The organism is Niastella soli (assembly GCF_017742245.1).
GTDB lineage: Bacteria > Bacteroidota > Bacteroidia > Chitinophagales > Chitinophagaceae > Niastella > Niastella soli.
The window spans coordinates 178,858-194,385 of the sequence record NZ_JAGHKO010000017.1 but is presented as its reverse complement, the minus strand read 5'-3'; the positions used below and the strand labels follow the sequence as shown (position 1 = coordinate 194,385).

Annotated in this window: 9 protein-coding genes; 4 read left to right on the top strand and 5 right to left on the bottom strand. The window is 45.6% G+C overall.

All coding sequences use genetic code 11. The annotated features are described in order from the left end of the window. The first annotated feature begins 50 nt into the window (after nucleotides 1–50). Entirely contained in the window at nucleotides 51–2,648 is a 2,598-nt protein-coding gene (locus J7I42_RS31625; RefSeq protein ID WP_209143881.1) for a sodium:solute symporter family transporter, read from the top strand. 177 nt (nucleotides 2,649–2,825) lie between these two features. On the opposite strand, the gene J7I42_RS31620 is transcribed toward J7I42_RS31625, so the two are convergent. Further along, nucleotides 2,826–3,653: a hypothetical protein gene (locus J7I42_RS31620; RefSeq protein WP_209143879.1), complete on the bottom strand. Its 828-nt coding sequence runs from the start codon at nucleotides 3,651–3,653 to the stop codon at nucleotides 2,826–2,828. 123 nt (nucleotides 3,654–3,776) lie between these two features. Here J7I42_RS31620 and J7I42_RS31615 point away from each other — a divergent pair, with 123 nt between their 5' ends. The 3 genes from J7I42_RS31615 to J7I42_RS31605 are packed head-to-tail and all read left to right on the top strand — an operon-like array spanning nucleotide 3,777 to nucleotide 9,468. Next, nucleotides 3,777–4,889, top strand: a complete 1,113-nt coding sequence (locus J7I42_RS31615; RefSeq protein WP_209143877.1) for a DUF3667 domain-containing protein — start codon at nucleotides 3,777–3,779, stop codon at nucleotides 4,887–4,889. A gap of 14 nt (nucleotides 4,890–4,903) precedes the next feature. Continuing rightward, the gene (gene mazG, locus J7I42_RS31610) at nucleotides 4,904–5,692 is read left to right on the top strand and encodes a nucleoside triphosphate pyrophosphohydrolase (protein ID WP_209143875.1); all 789 of its coding nucleotides are present in this window, start codon (nucleotides 4,904–4,906) and stop codon (nucleotides 5,690–5,692) included. Continuing rightward, a complete protein-coding gene (locus tag J7I42_RS31605) occupies nucleotides 5,689–9,468 on the top strand; it encodes a sensor histidine kinase (protein ID WP_209143873.1) in 3,780 nt (1,259 codons plus the stop codon). Before mazG ends, J7I42_RS31605 begins: the two co-directional genes overlap by 4 nt. 80 nt (nucleotides 9,469–9,548) lie before the next feature. On the opposite strand, the gene J7I42_RS31600 is transcribed toward J7I42_RS31605, so the two are convergent. The 4 genes from J7I42_RS31600 to J7I42_RS31585 all read right to left on the bottom strand — a co-directional run bounded on the left by J7I42_RS31600 (nucleotide 9,549) and on the right by J7I42_RS31585 (nucleotide 15,516). After that, a complete protein-coding gene (locus J7I42_RS31600) occupies nucleotides 9,549–11,222 on the bottom strand; it encodes a DNA polymerase/3'-5' exonuclease PolX (protein ID WP_209143871.1) in 1,674 nt (557 codons plus the stop codon). Between the two features lie 38 nt (nucleotides 11,223–11,260). Beyond that, a complete protein-coding gene (locus tag J7I42_RS31595; RefSeq protein ID WP_209143869.1) occupies nucleotides 11,261–11,545 on the bottom strand; it encodes a type II toxin-antitoxin system RelE/ParE family toxin in 285 nt (94 codons plus the stop codon). Nucleotides 11,546–11,547: 2 nt separating this feature from the next. After that, entirely contained in the window at nucleotides 11,548–11,772 is a 225-nt protein-coding gene (locus tag J7I42_RS31590; protein ID WP_209143867.1) for a hypothetical protein, read from the bottom strand. Nucleotides 11,773–12,087: 315 nt separating this feature from the next. Next, on the bottom strand, nucleotides 12,088–15,516 hold the full coding sequence (locus J7I42_RS31585) for a pyruvate carboxylase (RefSeq protein WP_209143865.1): 3,429 nt from the start codon (nucleotides 15,514–15,516) through the stop codon (nucleotides 12,088–12,090). Nucleotides 15,517–15,528: the final 12 nt, after the last annotated feature.

Here is a 15,528-nt window from a genome sequence, read left to right as displayed (position 1 = left end):
TACCTCATAAACCTATGACCACAAAGGCTGCTTGCCACAGCAATTGCAATATGAAAAAAAGTATTCAACATATATTTCTCTTCTCACTTTTCCTGATCACCTGCCTCTTTACAAAAGCAGAAGAAACTCCCAAACCCTATCTCCAATGGTCACAGTTACCGGCAATACCTGATCAAGTTGGTTTTGCCGGGTCGTTTGCTGGTGTATCGAATGGCGCACTGCTGGTTGCAGGGGGCTCTAATTTCGGAATGGGTGGTACCCCCTGGAATGGCGCTACCAAAACCTGGTACGATAAGATCTTTGTGCTGGAACAACCCAATGGCCATTGGAAAGAAGCGGGCAGGTTGCCACATCCGCTTGCATACGGCATCTCAGTGACCTGGCAGGATGGTGTAATTATCGCCGGTGGAAGTGATGCTACCAGGCATTACAACGAAGTGTGGTTGCTGCGATATAAAAATGGCGCTATTGAAAGGGAAGAGCTGCCTGCCTTGCCTACTCCCATTGCCAATGCCTGTGGGATTATTATAGGTTCCAGATTATACATTGCAGGCGGAATAATTACCCCTGCCGCTACACAAGCCTCAACAAATTTCTGGGTGCTCGATCTGGGCCAGCCTGCTGCACAGCGGGCGTGGAAAAGCGAGGAACCCTGGCCTGGCCCGGGACGAATGCTGGCCGTTGCGGCCACCCAGGAAGGCGCCTTCTATTTATTAAGCGGTGCAACGCTTACCAAACAGCCTGCCGATAGTGCCGTGCAGCGCAGCTTTTTAAAAGATGCCTACAAATACGTTCCGGGCAAAGGCTGGAACCGGATAGCTGATCTGCCGCAATCTGTTGCAGGGGCACCCTCACCTGCATTCACAACAGGACAAACGCATTTACTGGTCTTTGGCGGTGATAACGGAAAATATTTTGACCAGAATGCAAGTCTGCAACAAAAACATCCAGGCTTTTCTAACGAAGTATGGATGTACAATTCCATTACCAATACCTGGAGCTCCATAGGAAATATTTTTACAGATCATAGAGCAGATGCTGAAGGCAACCCCCTTAACAGTACCTGGGCGCCGGTTACCACAACAGCGGTTGTCTGGAATGGTAACCTGGTGCTGCCAGGTGGCGAAGTGCGCCCCGGCACCCGCACTAATCGGGTGTTAATGGCCACCCCGGTACAACCACCCGGGGGATTCCGTCTATTCGACTGGACCATTGTTGGCATTTATTTTTTGCTGGTTATTGCCATCAGTGTGATTGTATCGCGTAACATGCAACGAACTACCAGCGGTTTCTTTTTGGGCGGTGGCAAAATTCCCTGGTGGGCAGCCGGGTTAAGTATCTTTGGTTCCAAACTAAGCGCGCTTACTTTTATTGCCATTCCCGCCAAAGCATATGCTACAGATTGGGTTTACCTGTTGAACAATGTGATGATAGTGGTGGTGGCGCCCATCGTAGTGTATTTCTATCTGCCTTATTTCCGCAAACTAAAACTCACCAGCGTGTATGAATACCTGAATATCCGGTTCAACCGGCAGGTAAAATGGCTGGGCAGTTTAACATTTGTGTTGTTCCAGGTAAGCCGGTTAGGCATTGTGATCTATTTACCGGCGCTTGTATTGAGCGCTGTCACCGGTATCAACATCTTTATCTGTATCATTGGTACCAGTTTGATCACCACAGCATACAGCGTGTCGGGTGGTATTGAAGCCGTTGTTTGGACGGAAGTAATGCAGGTAGGGGTATTGCTTGGTGGTGCACTGGCCACGCTTTTCTTTATTGCCGGTTCATTAAATGGCGGTTTTGGGCAATTGTTCACCGAAGCCATGGACCACGATAAATTCCGGCTGGCCATTACTGACTGGACGATCACCGAACCTGTCTTATGGGTAGTATTTGTGGGTGGGTTTCTGACGCAGCTGGTTACCTATTCCTCAGATCAGGTGGTGGTGCAGCGTTACCTCACTACTTCCACCGAAAAAGAAGCAAAGAAATCAATTTATACAAACGCCATACTGGTAATACCTGCCTCCCTTATTTTCTTTAGTGTGGGAACGGCATTGTGGGTGTATTACCGGCATCATCCGGCTGCATTGAACCCGCATGGCCGTACCGATGATGTGTTTCCCTGGTATATAAGCAACCAGTTACCAACAGGATTGGCCGGACTGGTAATTGCCGGTTTGTTTGCCGCTACCATGTCAACCATCAGCAGTAGTATGAACTCCATTGCCACCGTGATCACCACCGATTTTTATCAAAGCGCGCGGCCAGCCAGTACCGATAGGCAACGGTTTGCGTTTGCCCGCTGGGTTACCGTATTATTAGGAGCGCTGGGTTGTTTGATCGCTATATACATGGTGTACCTTCGGAATGCTTCCATTTGGGACCAGTATATTAAGATAATCGGGTTGTTTGGCGGTTGTTTGGCCGGTATGTTTGTAGCGGGTATCTTCTTCCCGCGCATCACCAGTAAAGGTATTTTTATAGGCTTTGTGGTAAGCGCTGTTTGTTTGTATTTTATTCAGGCAGCAAATATCATCAACTTTTTTCTGTATCCGGCAGCAGCCGTATTGATCTGTGTGTTGGTGGCGTATATAGCGAGCGTTGCCCTGGGCGCATCGCCCACCGAAGCCAAAGGGAAGATGTGACCCCAAAGAGTCGAAAGATCGTAAAGGTTGAGCTCCAAGGAGCGAAACGCTCCCATAAACTAAATAGCCAATATGTAACTTCTATTACATATTGGCTATTTGCTTAAATTCTTTATTGTCTGCCGTTTGCCTCGCCCGCCGAATCCGCCGGCTGGCGGAGAAGGAGGGCCTACTGCCTTATTGATAACTATACTCAATCTTCCCAATCAACATCTTGCTTTTAGCAAAACACTCATCCTTCTGTTTCAATCCTCTTGCATCGTACTTATAATACCATTTCTGATAATCGGCGCCCCCGGCAGTAGTTACCAGCATCATGGTAACCCATCCGGCATCGTTATATTCAAAAATATAATCAGGTAATAATCTTTTTGCGCGGTTATTAAATCTTACTACATCGGTTAAGCGGTTTTTGTCGTCGTAGTAATAATACACCACAGGTTGTTCCGTTCCGGCGTGTACGCTTCTTTCTTCACCCACGTTCTCTTTTTCATCGAGTTTAAAGGTCACTACTGTAGTATCGGTGCTGTTCTTTATTTTCAGCATTTTCTCAGGTTTGCCGGCTTTATTATAAAAATAAAGGTGTTGTTCCCTGGTGGAGTAGCCGCCGGGCGAAAAAGACATATTGGTGATACCGGTAATAAGATTGTTAGCGTCGTAGGTGTATTGAATGATCACCTTGTTGCCATCAGTGGTATCGATACTTTGGGTCAGTAGTCCTTTCTCGTTAAAATAATGCGTGATCTCGTCTTTACCGCTGAGGCTGGTTGATGTTTCGGTAGTGATGGAGGTAGCCGAAACAGCCTGTGAGCCGCCAAAACCTTCAATGGGTTGATTATTGCCATCGAAGCTGGTCATTTTCACCGATCTTATTTTATTAGCCTGGAATACAGCCCTTTTTTTGACAATTTCATTGGTCATTATCAGGTCGTTGTAGTAATGCTGACTATACGCTGTATGAGCAATAAAACTAATAAGAAGAGATAGCCCCAAAATTCTGGTCATATTATAAACAGCTTAATTTTTTAGCGCTTTAGTAACGAATATTTTGGTCCAATAATACAACGGAACCGTGAATTTTTCTGTAAAATAACCTGTTTCCTTATTTTTAGTTAAAATTTATACCTTTTGTCACACAGTAAAGAACGTCACGAGAAAATTTGCCTGAACTGTAATGCCGAATTGAATGGGAGATATTGTCATATGTGTGGACAGGAAAATATTGAGCCAAAAGAAACAGTTTGGAGCCTGGTAAGCCATTTTTTTTACGACATTACCCATTTTGACGGTAAATTTTTTAGCACTACAAAGCTGCTGATCATCCGCCCGGGGTTTCTGCCAAAGGAATACATCGAGGGCCGGCGCGCGCGTTATCTGCACCCCATCAGAATGTATGTTTTTTCTTCCGCTTTATTTTTCCTCTGTTTATATTCCGTATTCCATTTTCATGGCGGGGAAGAGGGGGAAGATAAAAAAGATAAAAAGACCGAATTCATTACCTCGTTACCCGATTCTGTTAAAGCCAAGGCTTTGTCCGACGCAAAGGATAAAGAGGATTCAATGGTTGTAGAAAGGGCCCTTGATCTGGCCCGGCCCTATATGCGAACACCTGAAGAAAAAAAGGATACAACCGCTTACTATTCAAAAAAGATTGGCAAGACCAAGAATAATTTTTTCATGGTCGATCCGCATTTGGAGTATACTTCCATTAAAGAGTATGATTCCATACAAAATACGCTGCCTGCAGCAGAAAAGGATAGCTGGTTTAGACGACATAGAAATCACCGCCAAATTGAGTTGAACGCACGTTACAAAGGCGACCAGAAGGCCATGTGGCGCGACCTGCTGGAGAAATTCGTTCACACCTTTCCCTATCTGTTGTTCATTTCATTGCCGTTGTATGCCTTTTACCTGAAGTTATTATACATTCGACGTAAACAGTTCCTGTATGTAACACACGGCATATTTTTAATATATCTGTATATCTTTACCTTCATTAACTTGTTAGTGTACTTTGGGTTGAACAAGATACACGAGTCAATGGACTGGGATTGGGTTGGCTGGATAGAGGCAGCAGTATTGTTATATGGGGTATGGTATGCCTACAAAGCCATGCGGAAATTTTATGGGCAGGGCAGAGGTAAAACACTGCTCAAGTTTTTTATCCTGAATACATTCGCTTTCTTTTCGATCATTTTCCTGTTCGTTGGATTCTTTTTATTTGCAGTGTTTAAATTTTAACAATTTGGTGATATATGGCACAACAACAACAAACGGTAGCAGATGCATTTATGCGCCTGGTAGGTATTATGGACGACTTGCGGGAGAAATGTCCCTGGGATAAAAAGCAAACGATACAAACCCTTCGGCCCCTGTCCATTGAAGAGCTGTATGAACTGGCCGATGCTATCACTGATAATGACTGGAAGGGGATCAAAGAAGAGTTGGGCGACCTGATGTTGCACCTGGTGTTCTATGCCAAAATTGGCGCTGAGCAACAACAGTTTACTCTGGAAGAAGCCATTCATGGCATTTGCGATAAACTGATTCATCGCCATCCGCATATTTATGGCGATATACAGGTAAAAGACGAAGAAGAGGTAAAGCAGAACTGGGAAAAGCTGAAATTGAAAGAAGGGAAGAAGTCGGTATTGAGCGGCGTGCCTGTTTCGCTGCCAGCCGTTGTAAAGGCAACCCGTCTGCAGGAAAAGGCCCGCCAGGTAGGATTTGAATGGGATAACCGCGAACAGGTTTGGGATAAGGTGACCGAAGAAACCCAGGAATTGCACGAAGCGGTTGCGGCCAATGAACCCGATAAAATAGAGGAGGAGTTTGGCGACCTGCTTTTTTCCCTGATCAATTATGCACGATTTTTGCAGATAGATGCTGAGAATGCTCTGGAAAGAACCAATAAAAAGTTTATTTCGCGGTTTACCAAAATGGAACAACTGGCATTACAACAGGGTAAACCCCTGGTCGATATGACCCTGACTGAAATGGATGCCATCTGGAACGCGATCAAAAAGCAAAACCCCGATACTTGAATCATTTGCAGCACAAATTACTAAACAGGCAAACCTATACACTATTGGCTGCCATTGGCCTGTTTACCCTTGCATATATTTTGAACAGGTATGTGACCGATGTTACTTCGCCCCGGTACTTTGCCCGTTTAATTCAGAACAGGATCCAGCAAAAGGAAAAAGACTTTCAACAACTCGCTGCCGATACGGCTTTAATGGGTTCGTTGGTCGATCAAACCTATAGTGAGGCCACGCTGCAAAAGCTGCTCGATACCAAGAAGGGGTATGGGTTATACATTTATGACGAAACCGAGTTTGATGTTCCCCCAGCCCTTCTGTTCTGGAATACACAATTGATACAACCGGTAAAACATTTGTCAGAAGACAGTATGAGCAGCCGGCTCGAACGGTTGTCGAATGGTATTTATGTGCATACAGCCCGTATTCTGTATCTGCGCAATGATCGCCGGCTTATTGCTGAAGCGCTTATCCCGGTAATGCGAAAGTGGCAGTACAATGTAGAAACAGAGAACCTGCAAAAAGAATTTGTAGACCTGAAAGGTGCCACCAGGCAGGTTGACATCTCCAATACTGTAACCGATTTTCCTGTAAAAAACAGCTCTGGCGATGTGTTGTTTTACTTACAGCAAAACAACATGTATGGCAAACCGCATAATACCTGGGTTATTTTAACAACCATACTTGGGTTCTTCCTGTTATTTCTCTTTCTGCACCAGCTGGCAGATATTGTTAGCCATAGGTATGGTATCTGGTATGGCATTTCCCTGCTCACTGGCGTGGTGCTGGCCATGCGATTGATCGTGTATGGCTTTCCTGAAATTCTGGCTTTGCGGCAGTTCGAATTGTTCGACCCCGCTATTTACGGGTCAAGCTTTATATTAAGTTCCCTGGGCGATCTGTTGATCAATGCCCTGCTGTTATGCTGGGTGATCACTTTCATAAACCGGCGTATTAATATCTCGGCTATACGCCCTTACCACGAGCCCTGGAAGAACTGGCTGGCAATGATAGCCTCCGTAAGCGCCCTGGTAATTGTGACCTTTACGTTTGCCGCCATTTTGCAAACCATGGTGTCTGATGCCAAGATCTCTTTTAATGTTACCAATTTCTTCAGTTTAATCGCCACTCCATACAGCTTTATCGGATTTATAGTACTGGCAACACTGGCCCTCAGCTATTTTTTTATGTCACAGATCTTATTGACGGTGGCGGGGAAAATGGTAGGTGACCGTAACTACTTTATGTTCATTATTGTAGGCGCCATCGGATTAATGATCCTGACCTTCACCACCAACAACAGCATTGTGGAGCTGTGTTTGTATGTGTTGCCCTGGCTGATGGCTTTTATGTGGTTGATGCAACAACGCATTTTTGCCGGACTTAATTTCAGGCTGAACGTATCGGAGGTATTATTCTGGTTGTTCGTGTTCTCTTTTTCCATGTCGGCGGTGATCATTTTCGAGAATGGGAAAATAGAGCTGGTGCAACGCAAACGTTTTGCAGAAAAGCTTGCATTACAGTCCGATCCCATGAGTGAGCACATGCTGAGCTTCACCCTGGCCTACCTCGATAGTAATTTTGTGGTGCAGAATATGAGCCGGTTCAGCAAATCACAAACCAATGCATTTCTTAAAGACAGTATCGTAAATAAGAACAGCGATGTGAATACCCGGTATAATCTGCGGTTATTCACGTTCGATTCCACTGATGCCCCTTTGTTCAATGATGAGCAGGCTTCATTCGATACCCTGAATACGATCTTCCTGATGCAGGGTAAGAAAACTGCTATCCCGGGTATGCGTTACTTCGAGCAGTCGTTCGATAAATTCGCTTACATCTACCGGCGTGAAGCATATCACGATACAACAAAAATGGGAACGCTGTTTGTTCTGGCCGATCCCCGCCGGTATAAATATGAGGCGTTAACACCCGAGTTGTTCAGATCGAACAACCCAATGCTGCCTGAGCAGTATTCTTCCGTATATTCCTACGCCATATACGACGCTGACCATAACCTGATATTGAATTACAACGATTATGCCTTCCCAACCCATTTGGCCAATTGGCTTATACCACAGAATGAATTTGAGCGACGCCGGAATAATTCCTTTGAAGAGTTGTGGTACCGGCCTTCGTCAGAGAAAGTGGTGATCATTGCCCGTAAAAGCAATACGTTCATTGAGGCCATTACTTTATTCGCTTACCTGTTCAGTACCTTTTTGTTCCTGCTGGCATTTTACCAGTTCAGTTCGCTTATCATTAAAAGCCGGTTCCATTGGTCGGCCTTGCGGCAAACCTTGCAGTTAAGCATCCGCTCGCAAATACACAGCACTATTTTGATGGTGAGTTTGCTGTCGTTCTGTGTAATTGGTGTGGCCACCATCCTTTTCTTTATAAACCGGTACCAGCGTAATAACCAGGACCGCCTTACCCGGGCCATGCAGATCATGGTGAACCAGGTACAAACAAATATCAACAGACAGCATCCGCTGGACGATTCATTGTTTTATGAACCGGTATTTAGTGAACGGATGGAGGGGTTGATAAGGGAGATGTCGGAAGTACATGGCATGGATGTGAACCTGTACGATACCGTTGGTGGTTTGCGGGTTACCAGCAATCAGGATATGAATATTTATTCAAGCGGGGTGTTGAGTACCAAAATGAATCCGCTGGCCTATTACCGGCTGTATCATTTACAACAGATCCAAACCGTGACCAATGAACAGGTTGGCAAGCTCGATTACCTGAGTATTTATTCACCCATCCGTAATGAGCGGGGGCACGCAGTAGCTTTTTTAAATATACCTTCCTACAGTAGCCAGGCTGAGTTGAAGCAGGAGATCTCCAACTTCGTGGTAACGGTCATCAACCTTATTGCGTTCATCTTCCTGATAGCGGGTGGTATTGCATTGTTGATCACAAACCGCATTACGCAGTCGTTCACCATCATTAGTCAGAAGATGCGGGAAGTGAACCTGGGTAAAGAGAACGAAGCCATTGAATGGAAACGGGATGATGAAATAGGCGTGTTGGTCCGGGAGTACAACAAGATGGTGACCAAACTGGAAGATAGTGCGGAAGCCCTTGCCAAAAGCGAGCGTGAGGGCGCCTGGCGACAAATGGCCCGGCAGGTGGCGCATGAGATCAAGAACCCACTTACTCCAATGAAGTTGAGTATTCAGTATTTGCAAAAAGCCATCGCCAATAACTCAACCGATGTAAAAGTGCTTACTACTAATGTAGCTAAAACGCTGGTTGAACAGATCGATCACCTGTCGAAGATAGCCTCTGACTTCTCGCAATTTGCGAATATTGGCAATCCCAAGAATGAAGTATTTGACCTGCATGAAATGTTGCAGTCGTTGGCCTCTCTATATAATACGGGCGGTAACCTCGACTTTAAATGGTCGCCGATCGAGCATCGGGTATTGCTTTTTGCCGACCGTACGCAGTTGAACCGCCTGTTCACCAATCTGCTGCAAAATGCAGTGGAGGCCTGCGCCAACCGCGATCATCGGGTCATTCGAATGAACGAACATTTGAACGGCGAGTATATAACGGTAAGTGTAACAGACAATGGCGAAGGCATTCCGGAACAAACGCAATCGCGCATCTTCACGCCCAACTTTACAACAAAAACTTCCGGTACCGGTTTGGGTCTGGCAATGAGTAAAGGTATTGTGGAGCAAGCCAAGGGAGAGATCTGGTTTGTTACCAAAGAAGGGGTAGGCACTACGTTCTATGTGAAAATACCGTTATTGAGAGCGAACTAAACAATCAAAAATATAAGGGTCGTACCCGGCTTGCCGCGTACGACCCTTTCTAAATAACTTACAAGCCTAATAATGGCCTTTTATATTCCTCTTAATTTCTTTCTATTAGCTAAGTATTCCTCAAATTGCTGTAAGCTATAACTACTAAGATTCTGTTGTTTTGTCAATCCGCCTTTTTGGGCAGCCAGCACTCCATAACGGCAGTCATAACCATCAATCGAGTGCGCATCGGGGTCAATGGAGATCAATACGCCTTTTTCAATGGCATAATCAATCCAGCGCCAATCCATATCTAAACGGCGGGGGTGTGCATTCAGTTCTATCACCACCTGGTGTTCAACACAGGCATTGATGACAGTTACATGATCAACCGGGTAACCGGGTCGGCTGAGTAACAACCGGCCTGTCATATGGCCCAGAATGGTAGTGTATGGGTTACGAATGGCGTTCAATAACCGCATCATGGCTTTGTCTTCTGTCATTTTCAAGTTGGAATGCACGGAAGCGATCACCAGGTCGAAGGTGGAGAGCACATTATTGGAATAGTCCAGTGCGCCATCACCTAAAATATCACATTCAATACTTTTGAATATTTTGAAAGGTTTCAGTTTTTCGTTCAGCTCATCGATGTAATGGTGTTGTTCACGTATCCGTTCTTCTGTTAATCCATTAGCGTAAGCGGCGCTTTTACTGTGGTCGCTGATCACCAGGTATTCATATCCCTGATCAATACAGGCTTTGGCCATATCTTCCACCGTATGCACTCCATCGCTCCATTGGCTGTGGCTGTGAATGATGCCCCTGATATCACCAGGTTGTATTAAGGTGGCCTGGTTGCTTTTAGTCGTCAGAACGGTTGGCTTTTCCCGTAAGGCGGGTGCTATAACCGGCAACTGTAAGGCAGAGAAAATGGCTTCTTCCGATTCATAGGAAGCTGTAGGGTTCCAACCCGGTAAAGCCTGACAGGCAGCAACAAAGTCTGTGCTGCCGCTGGTTTGAAAAAGAACAGTATTGAAATTTTCAGGCATAGCCCGGTAAAACTTCAGCAATACATTCTCAGGGCCCAGTACGCTGAAGATGTCTTCCAGTGTTTCCTGGGTTTTGTAATTATCGGGACCCAGGAAGGCCAGCAATTCCTCGTCTGTAGCGGTAGTGACCCATTCCAGTTGGTCAATGATCTCAACCTGGCGCCTGAATTGTCCCGTAAGGGCAAATTGCTGTTGTGGGAATTGTTTTTTAAGCGTGGTGTCAATGGCAATTGCGTACACTTCCGTTTCCGCATACAGGTGACTGCCCTGGTTCTTCATATAGAACTCGATGGCATCCTGAACATTCTTTTGGGTTTTCTCGCCAAAACCTTTGAAAAGCGTTAACCTGTTTTCGTTACATGCATATAACAGCTCCCCAACAGATTCAATGCCCATCTCTTTCCAGATGGTGGCTATCTTTTTAGGGCCCAGTCCTTTTATGTTCATCATTTCCAGCAGACCGGGCGGTGTTTTGGAAATGATATCTTCCAGGGCGCCCAATTTGCCCGTGCGAAGTATTTCAATTACTTTTTTAGCTACAGAATCACCAATGCCTTTTATGGATACCAGTTTATCTTCCGGCATTTCGGCCAGAGATTGGGTTACTTTCTCAATGGCAAAGGCAGCACTGGAATAGGTTCTCGACCGGAACGAATTTTCCCCATGCATATCCATCAATTTGGCAAGCAGGGAAAATTGGTCGGCTATGAAGTAGTTGTCGATCATAAGAATAGTGATATGCTGCTAAATTAATCCTTTCCGGTTTACCAAAGAGGTTCCTGGTAAGTATTAAAAACCCGTAGAATATTAACAGATTGGTTTAGATCATCTGTTGTATAGGTAATTAAAAAAGGAAATCTGTGAACGGGTTTGCAACGAATGTTTTTATATCGAACAGCAGATGAGGTGGGAGAATGAGCAATGCGTTCAAAATATTCACTAATTACATTTGCAAAACGGTACCCAAGATCGGTAGCAAGCGAATTATAGTATTCAATGGCCACGTCTATATCATGAAGGGCAGTAGGAGTAATGTAAATGGTATACAACGTCAGGGTTTTTTATACCGATGTTTGATATCATTCCAATTTTGTAAATAACCTGGATTAGATGCAATATTGGCAAGTTCATTATCCAGGGCAGCTTTTTGTTGTTCAGTAAGTTCAATCGCTTCTTCGTCAGGGATTGGTTCAACTGCATGTACTTTGATCAGGTCTTCGATCAAAGCTGCGGCATATTCTTTTTTTACGCGGATATGAAAAGTATTTTCAGACATAATAACGTTTGGTTTTACCAGGCATTGCCCTAAAACTTCATGTAATTTACTACAAAAATGGGTTGTATCCAAGTGGTGAACGCACGCTAGGGAACATCGTTTTGGCGGGGCCAATCGGCAAAGGAGATGATTGGCCCCGCCAAAACGAGTAGTTTGTAGTAAGTTGTGAGTGAGGCCGCCGTTTTTCAGAAGTACTGAAACTTCGGGAGCCTACTCACAACTGACAACTCACCACTCACCCAAACCTTCGCGAATTTTCGAAAATTACAGATGTCTGAAAAATCGGAAACCCACTCACAACTCACCACTCACCACTCACAATTCCACCACCACATCATCCTGTTCAACAAACACTCCCTCGTTCAATACTACATTCTTTACCACTGCCGCACTCGGTGCTACAATGGTACTTTCCATTTTCATGGCCTCGATAACGAATAAGGGCGAGTTCTTTTGAACGGCATCGCCGGTTTTTACCAGTATTTTCGACAGCTTGCCTTGCAGGGGAGCGCCAATTTCATTGGGCATACTCACCTTCTTATGCGTTGGTTTTACAGATGTAAAACTCTTGTCCTTTATAAAAATAGAGCGGGTTTGTCCGTTCAGTTTAAAGAAAACCTGTTTGTACCCATTCTCATCCGCCTGGCTCATATGTAAGAACTTTATGAGAATGCTTTTGCCCGGCGCCAGTTCAATGAGCGTTTCTTCATTGGGCCTCAGTCCATAAAAGAAATTGGGCGAGGGAATGTAATATACTTCCCCAAACGACATTTTAAACTGATGGTATTCGTCAAATACCTTGGGATAAAAAAGGGCGCTTAACAGATCAAGGTCCGAATACTGTTTGCCATATTTGGTTTCAAAGGTCGACTTTTCTTTTACCAGGTCCAGCGGTTGTAAGTGTGCGTTGGGCCGGTCGGTAAATGGTTTTTCGTTTTTAAGGATCAGTTTTTGCAGCGTTTGCGGAAAGCCGCCCGGTGTTTGTCCCAGGTCGCCGCGAAATAGACCGATCACTGAATCGGGGAAGGAAATGGTTTCACCTTTATCAAAAATATCCTGTTCGGTGTAGTCATTGGCCGTCATGAACAGGGCCATATCGCCCACTACCTTCGAGGAGGGGGTTACTTTTACAATATCACCAAACAGCTTATTCACCACCACATAGTTCTTTTTGATATCGGTGAACTGGTTTTCCAGGCCCAATGAACGTGCCTGGGGTCTTAGATTGGAGTATTGTCCGCCAGGTATTTCATGGTCGAACACTTCAGCGGTCCCGGCTTTTAATTGTGATTCGAATGGATAATAATATTCGCGCACATCTTCCCAATAGTTGGAAAGTTCATTCAGTTTGTGCAGGTTCATGGGCATTTCTCGGGCATGACCCTGCATCATGGCTACTATGGAGTTGAAATTAGGTTGCGAGGTAAGTCCCGACATGGAGGCAAGCGCCACATCAATAACATCAACACCGGCTTCAATGGCTTTCAAATAGGTAGCTGACTGAATAGAGGAGGTATCGTGGGTATGGAGGTGGATGGGAATGTTGATTGACTTCTTTAACTCACTCACCAATATACCTGCCTGCATGGGTTTTAGCAGTCCGGCCATATCTTTTATACCCAGGATATGAGCGCCGGCATCTTCCAGGCGTTTGGCCAGGTCAATGTAGTATTGCAGATTGAATTTCTGATTGCGTTGCGGGTCAAGGAAATCGCCGGTATAGCAGATGCAGGCTTCGGCGAGTCCTTCCGTTCTTTCCCGAACGGCATTAATGCTTACCTGCATGCCTTCGAGCCAGTTCAGCGAATCGAAGATGCGGAAGATATCGATGCCTTTTTTCCAGGATGCTTCAATAAATGTTTCTACCAGGTTATCGGGGTAAGCAGTATAACCTACGGCGTTAGAGCCGCGGATCAGCATCTGGAACAGGATATTGGGAATGCGTTCACGCATTAATTGCAGACGTTGCCAGGGGCATTCATGCAAAAAGCGCAGGGCTACGTCGAAGGTGGCCCCGCCCCACATTTCAAGCGAGAATATTTCCGGATGGTTTTTGGCCACTGTTTCAGCCACCTTTAACATATCGGTAGTACGTACCCGGGTAGCCAGCAGCGATTGGTGTGCATCGCGAAAAGTAGTATCGGTATATTGAATGCGGCCATTGTTCTTGAGCCAGTCAATGAATTTTTCACGGCCCATCTCAGTAAGCCGGTCTTTGGAGCCTTTAGTAATGTTTTGAGTTACGGCATCGGGCACAACCGGCGTGCGAAAGGTAACAGTAGGATTAACAGTTGGCACATCGGGGTGGCCATTCACTATAATTTCGGCCAGGTATTGAAGGGCTTTGGTGCCACGGTCCATTCTTGGTTCAAAATGAAACAACCCGGGATGGTTGTCGATAAAATCAACTGTAGCGAGCCCATTTTGGAAAGTAGTATTTTGTAACACGTTTTCGAGGAACGCAATATTGGTCTTTACACCGCGTATACGGAACTCTTTTAACGTGCGTACCAGCCGGTCACAGGTCTCAGCGAGGTTGCGGCCACTGGCGGTGATCTTTACCAGTAAGGAATCGAAGAAAGGAGAAATGCTAACGCCAGGGTAGGAGCTGCCTTCATCGAGCCGGATACCCGGGCCTCCCGCATTGCGATAAGCGATAAGCGTACCGAAATCGGGTTTAAAATTGTTGGAAGGATCTTCGGTGGTAACCCGGCATTGTATGGCCACACCGGAGATTTGTAACTGTTCCTGCGAAACAATATTGATGGGGGCTTCGGTCAGGGCTACGCCCTGGGCTACCAGCAGCTGGCTTTTTACAATATCGATACCGGTTATTTCTTCGGTAACCGTGTGTTCAACCTGGATGCGGGGGTTTACTTCAATAAAATAGATGTTCTCCCCTTTATCAACCAGGAATTCAACGGTGCCTGCATTGTTATAGCCAACCTGTTTGCAAATGCGAATGGCATAGTCGTGTAATTTTTGACGTGTTTCCTGTTTCAAAGAAATGGCGGGAGCCACTTCCACTACTTTTTGAAAGCGGCGTTGCACCGAGCAGTCTCTTTCAAAAAGGTGAATGATATTGCCATGGTGATCGCCGAGTATTTGTACTTCAATGTGTTTGGGCGATTCTATGAACTTTTCAAAGAACACCGTATCGTTACCAAAAGCAGTTTTGGCTTCATTGCGGGCTTCCAGTACCGTTTTCTCCAGGTCTTCTTCATTGCGTACAACGCGCATCCCGCGGCCACCGCCACCTGCAGCCGCTTTAATGATAATAGGATAACCGATCCGTTTGGCTTCCTGTAAGGCGATCTCTTTTGATTGAATATCGGCCTGACTGTCTTCGATCATGGGCACACCGGCCTGTTTGGCCACTTTCTTGGCGGCGATCTTATCGCCCAGCTGGTCCATTATGTGAGCAGTGGGGCCAACAAACACAATGTTTTCCTCTGCGCATCTTTGGGCGAACCGTGCATTTTCTGACAGGAAACCATAACCGGGATGGATAGCATCGGCTTTTTCACGTTTGGCAACGCTGATGATGGCTTCAATATCGAGATAAGGTTTCAACGGGTCGTCATTTTTCCCGATCTGATAGGCTTCATCGGCTTTGTAACGATGAAGGGAGTAGCGGTCTTCAAAAGTGTAAACGGCAATGGTCTTAATATTTAACTCTGTAGCGGCACGCAATACCCGAATGGCAATTTCACCACGGTTGGCAACAAGGATTTTTTTAAACATGGCAAGCAGTTG